Source organism: Devosia equisanguinis, assembly GCF_900631955.1.
In the GTDB taxonomy this organism is placed as follows: domain Bacteria; phylum Pseudomonadota; class Alphaproteobacteria; order Rhizobiales; family Devosiaceae; genus Devosia; species Devosia equisanguinis.
In genome coordinates this window covers 47,599-62,908 of the sequence record NZ_UZWD01000017.1, presented here as the reverse complement: position 1 = coordinate 62,908, position 15,310 = coordinate 47,599, and the positions used below count along the sequence as shown (strand labels likewise).

General features: G+C 64.1%; 17 protein-coding genes. 4 read left to right on the top strand and 13 right to left on the bottom strand.

Features of this window, described 5'->3' with window-relative positions; all coding sequences use genetic code 11:
* Positions 1-52 precede the first annotated feature (52 nt).
* The gene (locus DEVEQU_RS05270; protein ID WP_126149531.1) at positions 53-991 is read left to right on the top strand and encodes a 2-hydroxyacid dehydrogenase; all 939 of its coding nucleotides are present in this window, start codon (positions 53-55) and stop codon (positions 989-991) included.
* A gap of 71 nt (positions 992-1,062) precedes the next feature.
* Positions 1,063-1,734, top strand: a complete 672-nt coding sequence (locus tag DEVEQU_RS05265) for a YqaA family protein (RefSeq protein WP_126149530.1) — start codon at positions 1,063-1,065, stop codon at positions 1,732-1,734.
* Here the strand turns inward: DEVEQU_RS05265 and DEVEQU_RS05260 are convergent.
* Both DEVEQU_RS05260 and DEVEQU_RS05255 read right to left on the bottom strand, forming a co-directional pair.
* On the bottom strand, positions 1,731-2,654 hold the full coding sequence (locus DEVEQU_RS05260; protein WP_126149529.1) for a bifunctional helix-turn-helix transcriptional regulator/GNAT family N-acetyltransferase: 924 nt from the start codon (positions 2,652-2,654) through the stop codon (positions 1,731-1,733). The two genes, DEVEQU_RS05265 and DEVEQU_RS05260, sit on opposite strands and share 4 nt — an antisense overlap.
* A 61-nt stretch (positions 2,655-2,715) precedes the next feature.
* A complete protein-coding gene (locus DEVEQU_RS05255) occupies positions 2,716-4,065 on the bottom strand; it encodes a leucyl aminopeptidase family protein (RefSeq protein WP_126149528.1) in 1,350 nt (449 codons plus the stop codon).
* Between the two features lie 139 nt (positions 4,066-4,204).
* On the opposite strand from DEVEQU_RS05255, the gene DEVEQU_RS05250 reads away from it, so the two are divergent.
* Entirely contained in the window at positions 4,205-4,975 is a 771-nt protein-coding gene (locus DEVEQU_RS05250; protein ID WP_164550261.1) for a tetratricopeptide repeat protein, read from the top strand.
* 12 nt (positions 4,976-4,987) lie between these two features.
* Here the strand turns inward: DEVEQU_RS05250 and DEVEQU_RS05245 are convergent, their stop codons facing one another.
* The 6 genes from DEVEQU_RS05245 to DEVEQU_RS05220 are packed head-to-tail and all read right to left on the bottom strand — an operon-like array spanning position 4,988 to position 8,751.
* Positions 4,988-5,431, bottom strand: coding sequence for a cytochrome C (locus DEVEQU_RS05245; protein ID WP_126149526.1), 444 nt, complete (start codon positions 5,429-5,431; stop codon positions 4,988-4,990).
* Entirely contained in the window at positions 5,428-5,871 is a 444-nt protein-coding gene (locus tag DEVEQU_RS05240; protein WP_126149525.1) for a c-type cytochrome, read from the bottom strand. The genes DEVEQU_RS05245 and DEVEQU_RS05240 overlap by 4 nt, the downstream gene beginning before the upstream one ends.
* Positions 5,868-6,407 (bottom strand): methylamine dehydrogenase light chain, encoded by a 540-nt coding sequence (locus DEVEQU_RS05235; protein WP_126149524.1) that lies wholly within the window; start codon positions 6,405-6,407, stop codon positions 5,868-5,870. The genes DEVEQU_RS05240 and DEVEQU_RS05235 overlap by 4 nt, the downstream gene beginning before the upstream one ends.
* 28 nt (positions 6,408-6,435) lie before the next feature.
* Positions 6,436-7,035: a methylamine dehydrogenase accessory protein MauD gene (mauD, locus tag DEVEQU_RS05230; protein WP_126149523.1), complete on the bottom strand. Its 600-nt coding sequence runs from the start codon at positions 7,033-7,035 to the stop codon at positions 6,436-6,438.
* Between the two features lie 22 nt (positions 7,036-7,057).
* Positions 7,058-7,591, bottom strand: a complete 534-nt coding sequence (locus DEVEQU_RS05225; RefSeq protein WP_126149522.1) for a MauE/DoxX family redox-associated membrane protein — start codon at positions 7,589-7,591, stop codon at positions 7,058-7,060.
* Complete coding sequence (locus DEVEQU_RS05220; protein WP_164550260.1) at positions 7,588-8,751, bottom strand: amine dehydrogenase large subunit; 1,164 nt, start codon at positions 8,749-8,751, stop codon at positions 7,588-7,590. Before DEVEQU_RS05220 ends, DEVEQU_RS05225 begins: the two co-directional genes overlap by 4 nt.
* A 154-nt stretch (positions 8,752-8,905) precedes the next feature.
* Here DEVEQU_RS05220 and DEVEQU_RS05215 point away from each other — a divergent pair, with 154 nt between their 5' ends.
* The gene (locus DEVEQU_RS05215) at positions 8,906-9,832 is read left to right on the top strand and encodes a helix-turn-helix domain-containing protein (protein ID WP_126149520.1); all 927 of its coding nucleotides are present in this window, start codon (positions 8,906-8,908) and stop codon (positions 9,830-9,832) included.
* 35 nt (positions 9,833-9,867) lie between these two features.
* On the opposite strand, the gene DEVEQU_RS05210 is transcribed toward DEVEQU_RS05215, so the two are convergent.
* Genes DEVEQU_RS05210 through DEVEQU_RS05190 form a run of 5 tightly spaced genes read right to left on the bottom strand, consistent with a single transcriptional unit; the run spans position 9,868 to position 15,309 of the window.
* Entirely contained in the window at positions 9,868-10,998 is a 1,131-nt protein-coding gene (locus DEVEQU_RS05210) for a PLP-dependent cysteine synthase family protein (RefSeq protein ID WP_126149576.1), read from the bottom strand.
* On the bottom strand, positions 10,998-11,783 hold the full coding sequence (locus DEVEQU_RS05205) for a class II glutamine amidotransferase (protein ID WP_126149519.1): 786 nt from the start codon (positions 11,781-11,783) through the stop codon (positions 10,998-11,000). The genes DEVEQU_RS05210 and DEVEQU_RS05205 overlap by 1 nt, the downstream gene beginning before the upstream one ends.
* Positions 11,784-11,792: 9 nt before the next feature.
* On the bottom strand, positions 11,793-12,641 hold the full coding sequence (locus DEVEQU_RS05200) for a creatininase family protein (protein ID WP_223214109.1): 849 nt from the start codon (positions 12,639-12,641) through the stop codon (positions 11,793-11,795).
* A 32-nt stretch (positions 12,642-12,673) separates the two neighbouring features.
* Positions 12,674-14,368 carry a dipeptide ABC transporter ATP-binding protein gene (locus tag DEVEQU_RS05195; RefSeq protein ID WP_126149518.1) on the bottom strand — a complete coding sequence of 565 codons (1,695 nt, stop codon included), beginning with the start codon at positions 14,366-14,368 and terminating at the stop codon, positions 12,674-12,676.
* A gap of 11 nt (positions 14,369-14,379) precedes the next feature.
* The gene (locus tag DEVEQU_RS05190) at positions 14,380-15,309 is read right to left on the bottom strand and encodes an ABC transporter permease (RefSeq protein ID WP_126149517.1); all 930 of its coding nucleotides are present in this window, start codon (positions 15,307-15,309) and stop codon (positions 14,380-14,382) included.
* Position 15,310 lies beyond the last annotated feature (1 nt).

Here is a 15,310-nt window from a genome sequence, read left to right as displayed (position 1 = left end):
GATTTTTCGAGCCGCGCCCCACAGCGCGGCTCTTTTTCTTGTGAGGTGCCCGATGCTCTTGGTGCATGTGACCGGCCAGGACCAAGCCCCCTGGGCTGCGGCGTTTGCCGAAACCTTGGCGCCCTACCCCGTCGTGCAGCATGGGGACGGCCATGATCCCGCGGAGGTCGAATACATCTTCGCCTGGAAGCCGGTGCCAGATGCCTTCGAGGGGCTCGGCAATCTCAAGGCGGTGCTGTCCATGGGGGCCGGCGTCGATGCGCTGATGCAGCATCCGCGCCTGCCCGCGGCACCGGTGGTGCGCTTTGTCGCCGATGACCTAAGCCAGCGGATGAGTGACTATGTCGTGGCTCACGTCACCATGCATCAGCGGCTGTTCACCAGCTTCCGGTCAGCACAGCGGGCGCATCGCTGGGATCAGATCAAACCGCCGCTGGCGCGCGACGTGACGGTCGGGATCATGGGGATGGGGGAGTTGGGGCAGCGCGCGGCCCAGAGCCTCGGACCGCTCGGCTTTGCCTTGCGGGGCTGGAGCCGCAGCCGCAAGTCGATCGACGGCGTCACCAGCTTTGCCGAGCCTGACGGGTTCGACGCCTTTCTCGGCGGTACCGATATTCTGGTGAACCTGTTGCCGCTGACGCCCGATACCGCGGGTATTCTCAATCGTACGACCTTCGGCAAGCTGCGGCGCGGGGTGCTGCCGGGTGGTCCGGTGGTGATCAATGCGGCGCGGGGCAAGCACCAGCGCGAGGCCGATCTGGTGGACGCACTGCGCGACGGCACGCTGGGGGCGGCCAGCCTCGATGTGTTCGAGACCGAGCCGCTGCCGGCGGACAGTCCGCTCTGGGATATCGAGAATTGCTACATTACCCCCCACATATCGGCAGTTTCTGACATAAAGAGCTGCGTCGACTACTTCACCCGGATCATCCAGGCGCATGAGGGCGGCGGGGCGCTGCCCCATGTAGTGGATCGGGCGCGGGGATATTGACGTAAATTTCACTGGCACTGCGGCAGATTTGCAGACAGCATGTTGGACACTCCATTTTCAGAAGTGACTGAATGACAGATAGCGCAGCGACCACCAAGATTGGCTTTTACGACCGCCTGAAGCTGGCCACCAAACACCGGCTGGCGGAACCCATCCTCGCAGCGCTGTGCTTTTTCGAAGCCATGATCATTCCGGTCTTTCCGGAAATCATGCTCGCCCCCATGATCATTGCCGACCGGTTGCGCGCCTGGCGGCTGGCGACCATCTGCACCATCGCCTCAGTAACAGGCGGGCTGGCGGGCTATGCCATCGGCTATTTCCTGTTCGACACTGTTGGCCGGGCGATCATCGACTTCTACGGCGCCGGCGACGGTTTCGAAGCGTTGCGGCTCAGCTTCGTGGAAAACGGGCCGCTGATGATCATGATCGGCGCGCTCTCGCCCATCCCCTACAAGGTGATCACCATCACCAGCGGCGTGGCGGGGCTCGATATCTGGACCTTCGTCCTGTTCAGCATTATCGGCCGGGGCCTGCGCTATTTCGTGCCCTGCGGGTTGTTTTACTTCTTCGGCCCGGTCGCGGGCGAGTTCATCGAGAAGCACAAGAAATGGGCCGGCTGGGGCATGGTCGCCCTGGTGGTCGTGGGCTTTGCCATGGCGCCGCTGCTGTTTCCCAAGAGCGGCACCGTGGTGACGGAGACAGTGGAGCAGACACTAGGCATCGACCTGCTGCCGACCAGCTAAAACTCAAGAACCCAATATTGGCCATTGAGGTCGGTACCGAAGGAGCGGTGCGGTTCCTCTTTGGCCAGCTCAAAGCCGGCGCCCTGATAGATACGGCGGGCGGAGACCAGGCAGTCCTGAGTCCAGAGCATGATGCGGCGGTACCCGGCATTGCGGGCGAAAGCCACGGCCGCCTCTACCAGCGCGCCGCCAATGCCGCGCCCTCGAAACGTCGGCTCGACATAGAGCATGCGCAATTGCGCTGTGTCGTCAGCCTCCGCGGCTGGCAGCACATAGACCGAGCCGGCGATCTCGCCACCGATATCGGCCACCCAGAGGGCCTTGCCGGGCGCTGCCGGTGCGGCGTGGAAATCGGCATAGAGGCGCGCGATCAGCATTTCGAACTCGGCATTCCAGCCCTGCTCGATGTTGTAGAGCAGCGCCTGGCGATGAATGAGCCAACCGATATCGCCAACGCGCGGGGGACGCAGCACCAAGGGGGCGGCATCGGGCTCTGCGAGAATGGACTGGATGCGGCGCATGGCATCAACGAGGTCCTTGCGCTCGAGGGGCGAGACCGGATCGAGCAGCGCCGAAGACACCATTTCGTCGCTCATGGCGCTGAGGCGCGCCGCCACGGCCCGACCTTCGGGTGTCAGGGCAATGGGGTTGGCGCGGCCATCGCCGGAGCGCGGCAGGACGGCGACGAGGCCCTGATCGACAAGCCGGCTCATCATCCGGCTCAACTGGCCGCGATCCATGTTGAGGCCGGCAGCGATCTGGGAGCCGGTGGTGACGCCATCCTGGCTCAACTCGTAGATCACCCGCGCCTCGGCGAGGCTATGTATGGTCTTGTGCATGCCTTCGTCGAGAAGGCCGATAATGCGCGTATAGAAGCGGTTAAACGCGCGAACCTGGGCAACGTCGTCGGAACTGGCCACTACGCATCTCCATTTGCTTGAAGAAATCAATCAAATGTTTGCGCAAGTCAACTATATTGTTTCAGGCGCCGTAACGTTGACGCAGCAGGCCATAGACAGCACGAATGCCCTGATCGGTCGCCCCCACTGGGCGCCCCGGCCGGGCTTCAGGGGCCCAGCCGAAAATATCGAGATGCACCCAGGCCTTGGCCTCGGCAACGAAGCGCTTGAGGAAGAGGGCAGCGGTGACTGAGCCGGCATAGCCGCCCGAACCAGTATTGTTGATGTCGGCGATCTTGGAACTCAGCTGGCCGTCATAAGGGGCCCAGAGCGGCATGGGCCAGAGCGGGTCTTCCGCGGCAAGGCCGAGAGCGGCCAGATCGCGGGCAATGGCGTCGTCGGTGGCATAGACCGGCGGCAGTTCCGGGCCGAGGGCGACGCGGGCGGCGCCGGTGAGGGTCGCCATATCGACGAGCAATTCAGGCGCCTCCTCATCGGCCAGAGCCAGCGCATCGGCGAGAATGAGCCGGCCTTCGGCGTCGGTATTGCCGATCTCGACTGTGAGGCCTTTTCGCGAGCGGATGACATCGCCGGGGCGGAAAGCGCTGCCGGCAATGGCGTTTTCGACAATGGGCAGCAGCACGCGCAGGCGCACCGGCAGAGCGGCCGAGACCACGGTATGCGCCAGGCCCAGAATGTTTGCCGCGCCGCCCATGTCCTTTTTCATCATCAGCATGCCGGCGGCGCTCTTGATGTCGAGGCCACCAGTGTCGAAGGTGACCCCTTTGCCCACCAGCGTCACCTTGGGATGGCTGGGGTCGCCCCAGGTGAGATCGACGAGGCGCGGGGCCTGGGCGCTGGCGCGGCCGACGGCATGGATGAGCGGGAAGTTTTGGGCCAACAGGTCGTCGCCCGAAGTGACAGAAATGGCCATGCCGCGGCTGGCGGCGAACTCCCGAGCCACCTGCTCGAGCGCGTCCGGGCCCAGATCATTGGCAGGGGTATTGATGAGATCGCGTGCCAGAGTGGCGGCGACAACCTGCCGCTCGACCTCGTCCGCATCGGCGCCCTCGGGCAGCGCGATGTTGGGGACCGGCTTGGCCTCGCGATAGCGATCGAAGCGATAGGCGCCGAGGCGGAAGCCAATGGCGGCCAGGGTCGGATCACCGAATGCACCGGCGAGCGTATAGTGCCCCTCGGGCAAGCCTGCAGCGGCAAGGCCGGTGAGCAGCGGGTTGCGCCTGGCATCCCCGCCCATGCCGAACATCCAGGCGCCGATGGCCCCTTGGGCGCCGGGCACCGCCAGCAGCTTGCCGCGCTGGCCGGCAAAACCATGCTGGTCGGCCCAGGCGCGCTGGACCGGGTCGAGGCCAGCGGCATCGAGCCCATTCTCGGCAACGCAGATGAGGGGAAGCGGGGCGGATATGGACATGGGCGACTCCGGTAATAGTGGGTCTGTTTCTATCCTCTGGCACGCGTTGGGCGCAATGCAAGCCAGGGCGCCTTAACCGGGTGTTAGGGTTAATGATCTATTGCTGCGGAAGGGCGGAAGGCCCGTTTCGGAGTGTGCCGTGTCCAGATTGTCCTCGCTCGCAAAGGTGGTGCGCCCCCTGCTTCTGGCAGGCATTGCGGCGCTGGCCCTGAGCGCCTGCGCCTCCAATCGCGGGCAGCTGGGCAATACCGATCATGGCGGCATAGCCGCCAGCCAGGGCCAGAGCTCGCTGGCGGAGCTGACCGAGCGCTATCGCCGCAATCCGCGCGACCGCAATGTGGTGATCAATTATGCCGCCGCCTTGCGTGCCGCTGGCCAGTCGGGCCAGGCTGCCGCCGCGCTGGAACAGGCCATCACCTACAGCCCCAACGATGTCGAAATCCGCATCGCCTATGCCAAGGCTCTGACCGCCAATGGACGCTTCGACCAGTCGCTGGGCGTGCTCGACGGCGTCATCCGCCCCGATGCGCCGGACTGGAACGCGCTAATGGTCAAGGGCGCGACGCTGGACCAGATGGGCCAGAACGACCAGGCCCGCGCGCTCTATGCCCAGGCGGCGGTGATGGCGCCCGGCGAGGCCTCGATCGAGACCAATATGGGCCTCTCCTATGCCATGTCGAACGATCTGGTAACGGCAGAGAAGCATCTCCGCCGTGCGGTGCAGATGCGCGGCGCCACCAGCCAGACGCGGCAGAACCTGGCACTGATCGTCGGCCTGCAGGGCCGGTTCGGCGAGGCCAAGGCGATCTATGCCGCCGAACTGCCGCCCGACCAGGTGGAATCGAACATGCTCTATGTCCGCGCCATGCTGACCCAGCAGAACCGCTGGGACCTGATCGCCAAGAACTAGGCGGATACTGCCTCAAGGCCAGGGATAGTCGGCAACCACATAGCCTTCTGCCTCGAGCGCCGCGGCGATACGCCGACGATAGGCGACGACATTGCCCACATCCTGCGCCTTGAGCACCCCCACCTCCTCGGCGGTGAAGGGCTCCACGCCATCGGGCATCGAGTCACCGGCATAGGTGTCCATGATATAGTTCAGCAGCGCGGCGGTCTCGTTGTCGCTGAGGCCGGAATTGATCACGCCGGGGACATGCAGCAGATAGCGGCGCGCCTCCTCGTTGCCGGTGAAGACGCCGACCATGCCGACGAAATCAGGAATACCGGCGGCAGGCAGGCCGGTGCCGTCCTGCAGATGGCAACCCAGACAGCGCAGCACATAATTGACCGGCGCCGATCGCTCGGCCCCAAGGGCGGGCGCGCAGGCGAGGAGGAGGACGGCCAGGGCGGAGCGGACGATCATGGAATGGCCTCCTTGCGCAGCGCGCGCAGCGCGGAATGGGACGGCGGTGCCTGGCGCAATGCCGCGAAGGTTTCGACGGGGATGTCGAGGCCAAGGCCGTTGAGATCGTTGAGGACGTAGTCGGCGACCGCCTGCATTTCCTCGTCGGTCATCCAGTCCTGCGGGGGCATTGCAAGGCCGATATACTTTTGCCCCGCGGCAGTGATGGTGCCGGTGAGCCCGCCCATCATCACCCCGGCGATGTAGTCGGTGCCGCGCGGCCCAAGACCGGTCCACAACGCCTTGTCGGTGAGCGGCGGGGCGAGCCCGGCCTGGCCGGCACCGGCGAGCTGGTGGCAGCCGCTGCAGCTGTCGACGAAGAGAGTTTCCCCTGCTTCGCCGGCCATGGCCGGCGCTCCGAGGAGCGCCAGCACGAGGACGGAGAAAGTCCCAAGCTTCATTCGGCCAGACCCACGACGATGGCAACGGTGCAATGGATACCCTTGTTGTCATTGGCCTGGCACCAGCTGGATTCGCTGGCGAGACCCATGAGGTAGCCGGGCCGATCGCCTTCCTGGCGCGAGCAGCCGTCGCCACAACCGCCGCCCTTGCCGCAGCAGTCGTTGTAGGAGACGAGATAATCCTTGTCGTCGTTGGGATTGCGGCAGGTGCCGACCCAGGCGACCTTAGAGGGCTGGGTGCCGGGCGGACACTGGGTGACCGAGCCGCCGCACTGGCTGCAGAGCGAGCCGTGCAGCGAACAGTAGCGCCAATATTCGCAATCTTCGGGCAGTTCATCCGGTTCGCCAAGACCGCGGGCATAGGCGACACCGTTGGAATTGTCATAGGGCAGCATGGGCAGGACGGCACCGCCGACCAGAGCCCAGCCGGCCTTTTGCAGGAAACTGCGGCGGCCGGCGCGGTGGGCGATGTCGCGGGTCCGGCTTTCGGCCGCATCGTCCATCCAGGTGAAAAGTCGTTCCATCAGTTTTGCCATAGCGGCTCTCCTAAAGTGTGTTCGGGAACTAGTGCTGAACCGCCGACTGCTGATCGATGTAGGACTGGATCGAGGCAACCTTCATGTCATAGGCGTTGAAGAGGCTGTCGAACTGCTCGCGGCTGTTGATCAGGCCCTTGGCGCGGATAGTACCGTGCTGGTCGAACAGCACGGCGTAGGGCAGTCGGGCGACGCGATAGGCCAGGCCAAGTTCAGTCGAGACCACATAGGGGTAATCGGCGAGCCTGGCCGTTTCGATGAATCGCTCGTGTTGCGCCTTCTGGCCATCGCTTGCGAGCACGACATCGAGCCAGCTCGATTCCGCTTTGCGGACGGACTCGATGATCGGCAGCAGTTTTTTGCAAACTGGGCAGGTGGGCGACAGGAAGAAGACCAGCGTCGCCTTGCCCGGCTTAGGCCCGATATTGACCATACCGCCGGTGAGGCTGGGGAGGCTGAAGAGCGGGGTCATCTGGCCCACTTCGGGGCCGGAATCGTTGACCAGCGCCCCCATGGGCGAGACGCGTTCGAACAGGATCCCCACCTGCCGGCCGAGGGCGAGCAGGCCGACGGTCAGCGCGATGACCATGACGAAAAGAACGGCGAGAGCGAAAATGACGAGTGTCATGATTGAGAACTCCGTGGCGGCGTCAGCGGGTGAGCCGGGCAATTGAGGCGTTGGAGAGGATCTGTTCGATGAGGAGGAACCCCACCCAAAGGGCGAAGCCGGCACCGATGGCGGCGATGGCGTCGGGGGCGCTCATCGGGCCAAGCGGCATGGCGATAGCAACCAGGCCCATGGTGGCGAGGATGGCGTTGCGCACCACCAGCGACCAGGACAGCGGCTGCACCGCGCCACCGCAGCCGCATTCGATCGCCGTGCGTCCGCGACGGATATTGACGGCCATGGCACCGGCATAGGCGAGCAGCATCATGACTGCGATGCCGAGGCCAAGGAGGCGCCCACCGGGCACCAGTTGCAGGGCGACACTGGCGGTTTCGGCGGCGACGATGGCCCAGGATGCCGGGACAACGAGGCGCTCCGGCAAGAGCTGGTAGTCGGCAACGAAGCCGGTGAATTCGGTGAATTCGCTCAGCTTGTGCCAGGCGGCGCGGGCAAAGATCAGGCTGACGAAAACCGTCAGTGCCGCCGCCAGCAGGGAAAACATGTCCGCGTCGGTCATTGGCGGGCCGCCAGCGTGGTGGTGAAGCCCTTGGTGGCGTGTTCGGCAACCTTCTTGGCAGCGAACTTGGCTTCGGGATCAACCTCGAACTTGATGACCTTGCCGCCACCGATATCGAGCGCATAGAGGGTGGGAACGGCCTCATCGGTGGTGATCACCGAAGTGATGCCCTCGACCGGCGTGCGATAGAGCAGCTTGCTGTTGACCAGGTCGTAGGCCCAGATTTCCTCGGCGTCGTGATAATGGGAGCCGTCGTGGCGACCCGAGGCCATGGGCACGAAGAGAATGCCGTTGGGCTCGTTATAGCTGACCACGGTGTAGCCCGAAGTGCCCCAGTCGCCCTCGACACCTTCGGTGATGGGGGTGGTGGAAACCTCGGTGATGACGCCATCGGCATCGGCCACGCGATGGACCACGCCCTTATAGGAAATGAAAAGCAAGTCGCTGCCGGCGCGATCGAAGGAGAGGTAGATCGGGTCTTCCTCGGGGTCGAAGACCGGCGCGCTCTTCTTGGATTCGAAGCTCTTGCCATCGGCGCTCAGCGTCATGGTGGTGAAGGTGCCGTCGCCGCAAATGGTGGAATAGGCGTGGCCTTCCAGGCTCGGATAGATGCCGAAGCAACCCGGCGATGGCACTTCCTGGACAACTTCGCCCAGTTCCAGATCGACCACGGTCACCGAGGTCGCAGGCGTGGCATTCTGAACATAGAGGTATTTCTCATCGCTGCTGAGCTGCATGAGGGCGGCATCGTCGGTATATTGCGACACCTTCACCGGAAGCTGGATTTCCTTGATCAGGGTGGCGGTGTCGGTGTCGAAAATGCGCACCACATGCTCGGCCGTGCCCGAGCTCAGGCGACTGTAAAAGCCGGAGGCGATGTAGATTGTCTTGCCGTCACCGGAGATGGCGAAATGGCTCTGGGCGCCAGCGTCGGCCGTACCCTGAATGGTGAGGTCATCGGCGGAATAGATCCGCACGAAGCTCGGCCCGCCGCCCCAGTTCTGCACGTTGACGAACACCTTGGGGCCGGGATCGAGCCGCTCCCTGGCCGTGAGGGTTTCGGGCACGAAAGTGTCGTCCTGGGCGAGGACGCTCACGGGCGCTGCAAGCTGGGCGGCGAGCAAAGCCGAGCAGGTCAGAACCGAAAATGTATTGGCCATTGCCATCTCCATGGTCGCGGAGTTGGCACCTCAACAGCGCGAGCGGACCGGCGAAATCCGAATCCAAAAGATATTTCGCCTATTTTTTAGGCTATCTTTTCTGTTGCCGTATTTTTGATCGCAATGTAGGAGTCGGCTGTCCAGGGGTGAACCTTTGCGAACGCTGCCCAGCTTCTCCATCAATGCCTTTGCCGACGCATCCGAACAGGAACGCGGGCTTTTGGGCTGGGACCAGCGCTATACGCAGATGGGAGCCGGCCGTTTCGAGGGCACGGTGGTGCGCATGGAGCTGGGGCGCGTCAGTATCTGGGAAGAGCGGCTCAATGTCAGCGTGGCCGAAACCACGGCGCCGCCAGCCGGAAAGGTGGTGCTGGTGCTGCCGGCACCTGCGGTGGACAGCCGCATCAACGGCGCCAAGCGTGAGGGGCCCGGCTTTCTGCATATGGGCGGACACGAGATCAATGTGGTCACCTCCGAAACCACGCAGGGCTATTTCGTCACCCTCGACGAAAAGGACCTGCCCGGTCTCGACCGGCGGCGCACCGGGCCGCTTTGCAGCATCGAGGCCTATCCCGGCGCGCATGAGATGAGCAGCTGGATCGCCTCGATGATGTCGATGGCGCCGGAGGGCATGCGCCGATCACCGCGCGAATTCGGCACGGTCCTGCCCGATTTCATCGTCGACCGAGTCTCAGACCTGTGCACCTTTCTCTCGAGCATGGACCACAAGCCGCTGACCGAGAGCTATGCGCATGCCGTGGTGCGCAAGGCGCGCAAGGTCATCGAGGCCAAGTCGCATGGGCCTTTGAGCGTGGCCGAGCTGGCCAGAGCCATCGACCTGCCCGAACATGTGGTGCGCAGCGCCTTCATCCAGGCCGTCGGCATAAGCCCCCTGATCTGGCTGCGCCGGCACCGCCTCGATCAGGCGCGACGTGCCATGCTGCGGCCGGAGGAGGCGCGTAAGGGTGTAGCGCAGATCGCCATGGAAAACGGCTTTTTCCACCTTGGGCGCTTCGCGGCCTATTACACGCAGACCTTCCACGAACTGCCGATCGAAACCATTCGCAGCGTCATCGGCTAACGTTTGTCGCGGGCGCGCCGTATGGCGCCCATGGCTTAGTCGGACGGTTCGAGGAGAGCGTTCTCGCTCGTGAGGAAGGTCTCGATGCGCTCGATATCGGCACGCAGGTCGAGTTTTTGTTCGGCCAGCCATTCCGGGTTGTAATAGGTGTCGGCGTAGCGCTCGCCACTGTCGCAGATCAGCGTCACCAGCGAGCCCTTGGCGCCATCCCGGCGCATCTGGCTGGCAGCCCAGCAGAGGCCGTAGAAATTGGTGCCCGTAGAGCCACCGACGCGCCGACTGAGGCGTTTGGAAAGCACATGCATGGCGGCCAGCGAGGTGGTGTCGGGCACCTTGATCATGTGGTCGACAACACCGGGAATGAAGGATTTTTCGACGCGCGGACGCCCCACGCCCTCGATGCGGCTGGGCAAAGCACAACGGGCTTCGGGATTGGCGTCGAGCCAGCCTTCGTAGAAAGCGGAGCGCTCGACATCGGCGACGCAGAGGCGGGTATTGTAACCGCGATAGCGGATATAGCGGCCGATAGTGGCCGCGGTGCCACCGGTGCCGGCGCCCATCACAACCCAGCTGGGGACGCAGAAGGGTTCGTTTTCCATCTGCCGGAAGATGGATTCGGCGATGTTGTTGTTGCCGCGCCAATCGGTGGCACGCTCGGCGAAGGTGAACTGGTCGAGATAATAGCCGCCGCACTCGGCCGCCAGATCGGCAGCGACCTGGTAGATGGTGCTCCCATCTTCCACCAGATGGCACCGGCCGCCCTGCTGAGTGATGGCGGCAATCTTGCTGGGGCTGGTGCGCGCGGGGAGGACGGCGATGAAATCGAGCCCGAGCATGCGCGCGTAATAGGCTTCGCTGACGGCGGTGGAGCCGGACGAAGCTTCGGTCAGCGTCGTGCCCTTGCGGATGAGGCCATTGCAGATGCCGTAGAGGAAGAGCGAACGCGCCAGGCGATGCTTGAGGCTGCCGGTGGGGTGGGCGGATTCATCCTTGAGATAGAAGGGCGTATCCTCAAAACCCCGGATCGGCAGGGGAATGAGGTGCGTGTCGGCCGAACGGCGGCCCTCGGCCTCGAGCAGCACCAGGGCCTGACGGGTCCAGGCGCGGTTGGGGCAGTCGATGCTGGGGATCACCGGCTCGGTGCGGGGTGCGAGGGAGGCGGCCATCATGCTGCAACTCCATAAGCGATGCTCATCGGCTCGATGTGGATGCCACCGGCATCGACGCGCAGCACCGACTGCTTGGGGACCACGTTCCAGCACTTGGTGCCTTCGTCGATCGGCTCGGAGACGACGAGATAGCCGCCCTCCTCCTCGCGATAATAAAGGCTCGGCGCCCTGTCGTCAGAGGCCCAGCGATAGGCCCAGAGGGTTTCGCCATTGGTGTAGCAGCTGGTGAAGCGCAGGGGTTCGGTGATGCCGGCGCGATCAAGCATGGATTGGACCGTACCCAAAGTGCGCTCCATGGCGGCAATGGGTTCGTCGCGCAGGCCATTGGCGAGAGCCATGAGAAACAGCGCCTCGGAATCGGTAGTGCCCAGGCGATGCTCGTAAAGCGTGTCGGGCAGGACGGTTTCGATCTGGCGCTTGAGGTGGCGATAGCCGCCGATCTGGCCATTATGCATGAACAGGTCAGCCTGGTGGCGGAAGGGATGGCAATTGGAGCGCGACAGTGCGGTGCCGGTCGAGGCGCGCACATGGGCAAAGAACAGGCGGCTACGGATCTGGCCGCAGAGGCTGCGCAGGTTCTGGTCGGACCAGGCGGGCAGGACTTCGTGATAGATGCCCGGCTCGGTGCGGTCGCCATACCAGCCCAGTCCGAAGCCATCACCATTGGTCTCGGTCTTGGCCTCGGTCGCGTGCAGAGATTGGTGAATCAGCGAATGGGCCGGGGTATAGACCAGCTCATCGAGAAAGATCGGCGCTCCGAGATAGGCGAGAAAGCGGCACATGATTTTCTCCTAGGACTTTGACGGCGCCAGCGGGCCGTCCTGTGTACGCAGGCCCCTGCCCTCTTGCCAGACGGCATCGGGCTGCGACCAGACACGCTCGTTGCGGATGGCCTCGACCACCAGGCGCTTGTGAATGGCGAGGACCGCTTCGCCCTTGGCGGCAGTGGCCTTGCGCGGATCGCCCATGACACCGGTCTGGGGGGCGCGCTCGGCGAAGGAATAGAAGCGCGAAATGCCCGGCGGGGCATTGGTGGGCGCGATGGTCGAGGATGCGGCTTCCTCGAATTTCTCAGTGCGCACGAGATCGCCTGCAATGGCCAGCATCAGGGACGTCTCACCTTCGCAGGCATGGCCGGGCGCAGCGCTTTCCATCAGCGCGGTGATTTCGGCCCGGGCGTTCATCCAGGGCATGATGGTGGCGATGGGCATGTCGTGTTCTACCGCCAATTCGCGCGCCGACAGATTCAGCCCCTCGATATTGCCGCCATGGCCGTTAACGATCAACAGGCGTGCAAAGCCGATAGCCTTGAGCGAGCGGACAATCGCGGCAAGCACGGCGCGATAGGCGGCGTAATCGAGGCTGATGGTGCCGCCGAACGGCAGATGGTGCTCGCTCATACCCATCCACAGCGGCGGCAGAACCGCCACCGGCATGTCCGCCGCAACCTCCTGCGCCGCAGCAAGCGAGGCGGCATTGGCGCTGGCCGTGTCGACGATAACAGGCAGATGCGGGCCATGTTGCTCGAGCGCGCCGGCGGGAAGAATGGCGAGCGCCTTGCCGCTCATGGCCAGCGCCTTGAGCTCGGGGGCGGTCATGCGTGCCCATTCGACTTCGCGCTTGGCATTGGTTTCGGTCATGGCGTTCCTCGATTGTCCAGAAGCCGATGTCCTCAGAGCGAGGGCATCAGGTTCAGCAGTTCCTTGGCGTAGTCGGACTTTGGGGCATTGAAGAGATCGTTGACTTCTGCCTCCTCGACGATGGCACCGTTGCGCATGACGATGACGCGGTCGCACATCTGGCGAACCACCGGCAGGTCGTGGCTGATGAACAGCACGGTGAGATTGAGCGCGTCGCGCAGATCCTTGAGCAGATTGAGGATCTGCGCCTGGATGGAGACGTCGAGCGCCGATGTCGGCTCGTCACAGATGAGGAAGCGCGGACGGGTGGCCAGCGCTCGGGCAATGGCGATGCGCTGGCGCTGGCCACCGGAGAATTCGTGCGGGAATTTCGATGCCGCCGCGGCGCCGAGCCCGACCACTTCGAGCAGATCTTGAACGATGCCGCGCAGTTCGGTCTCGTTCTCCGCCAAGCGGTGGTGGCGGATGGGCTCGGCGATGATGCGATCGACCCGCATGCGCGGATTGAGCGAGGAATAGGGATCCTGGAAGATCATCTGGATCTGGGTGCGGATCGCCATGGCTTCGCGGCTGGGCAATTTGGCATCGACCAGCTTGCCGCCAAAGGTAAAGGTGCCGCTGGTGGGGCGGTAGATCTGGGCCAGGACGCGGGCGATGGTGGATTTGCCGCTGCCGGACTCGCCGACCAGCCCCAGCACTTCGCGCTCGCGGATATCGAAGCTGACATCGCGCACGGCATTGAAATAGCGCCGGTTGCGCGGCAGCATGGCATTGCGGGTCAGAAAGCGCAGATCGAGATTGCGGACCTCGACCAGAGCCTTGCCTTCGGTGCTGGTGGCGGCGTTGGCGGCGCGACCCAGCCAATGGGTGCCGAGGTCAATCTGCTTTTCGGGCGTGGCATTGTCGGTCTTGTAGACGACGCGCGGGAAGCGGTGAAGGCTCCTGTCGCCCCGCGGCACGGCGGCGATCAGCGACTTGGTATAGTCGTGGCGCGGCTCGTGAATGACCTGATGGGTGTCGCCGGTCTCCACCACCTGGCCGCGATGCATAACCATGACGCGATCGGCGGTTTCGGCAATGACGCCCATGTCGTGGGTGACGAGAATGACGCCGACATCGCGCTCGGCCACCAGCTTCTTGATGAGCTTGAGGATCTGCGCCTGCACGGAGACGTCGAGCGCCGTGGTCGGCTCGTCGGCGATGATGAGGTCGGGTTCGGAACAGAGCACCAGGGCAATGACGACGCGCTGGCGCATGCCGCCGGAGAACTGATGCGGATATTGATCGACCCGCACTTCGGGCTCGGCAATGCCCACGGCGTCGAGCATTTCGATGGCCCGCTTACGCGCTCCAGCGTGGTCCAGCGGCAGGTGCGACTGGATGGTTTCGATCAGTTGGTGGCCCACCGTGTAGATGGGATTGAGGCTAGTCAGCGGATCCTGAAAGATCATCGAGATGCGGCGACCGCGCAGCGCCTGCAGCGCCGCCCTGTCGGTGGCATCGATCTTCTGGCCTTCGAAGAGGATTTCGCCGGCGGTGACGCGGCCCGGAAAATCGAGCAGGCCCATGATGGCGCTGCCGATGGTGGACTTGCCGGCGCCCGATTCACCGACCAGGCCGAGAATTTCGCCCCGCGCGACAGTCAGATCAACGCCGGTGGCGGCGACGAAAGTACCCTTACGGCCGGGATATTCGACGCGCAGGCCCTTGATGGAGAGAAGTGTCATGGTCGGTCTCCTCAGCGCAGCTTGGGGTCGAGCACGTCGCGCAGCCAGTCGCCAGTCAGGTTGACCGACAGCACCAGCAGCGCCAGCGTGATACCGGGGAAGATCACCAGCCATTGCTCGCCGGAGAACAGGAAGCCATTGCCCATGCGGATGAGCGTGCCCAGCGACGGCTGGGAGGCGGGAATGCCGACACCGAGGAAGCTGAGGGTGGCTTCACCCAGCACGGCGAGGCCGACATTGATGGTGGCGATAACCAGCACCGGGCCCAGAACGTTGGGCAGCACATGGCGGAACATGATGGTGAGCGGGGGAATGCCGATCACCTGCGCGGCCAGCACATATTCGCGCTTGGCCTGCACCATGGTGGAGGCGCGCACGGTGCGGGCAACCTGCGGCCAGATGGAAAGGCTGAGGGCAAAAATGATGACGAAGATGGCGAGGCTGTCATGCTGGTCGCGCGGCAACACGCTACGGCTGACACCGTCGATCAACAGCGCCACCATGATGGCCGGGAAGGTCATCTGGATATCGACGATACGCATGGCGATGGCGTCGAAGGCGCCGCCGACATAGCCGGCGATCAGGCCGACCGCGATGCCCACGACGACGGCGATAAGCACGGAGATGCCGCCCACCATCAGCGAAGTGCGGGTGCCGTAGAGCAGGGCCGAGAGCAGGTCGCGGCCCTGATCGTCGGTCCCGAGCAGGAAGCGCATGTCGCCCCCTTCGTGCCAGGCGGGCGGCAGCAGCGAGTTCCACAGATCCAGCTCGGCCATGTTGAACGGGTCTTGCGGCGCGATCCAGGGCGCCAGCACCGCCGCCAGCACCATGGCCAGGCCGATAATGGTAGCGATCACCGTGGTGGGCGAATTGATGTAGCGATAGAACAGCTCGCTATCGGTCATGCGCGCGAAAAGCGAAGTTTTGGTAGCGGTTGACATG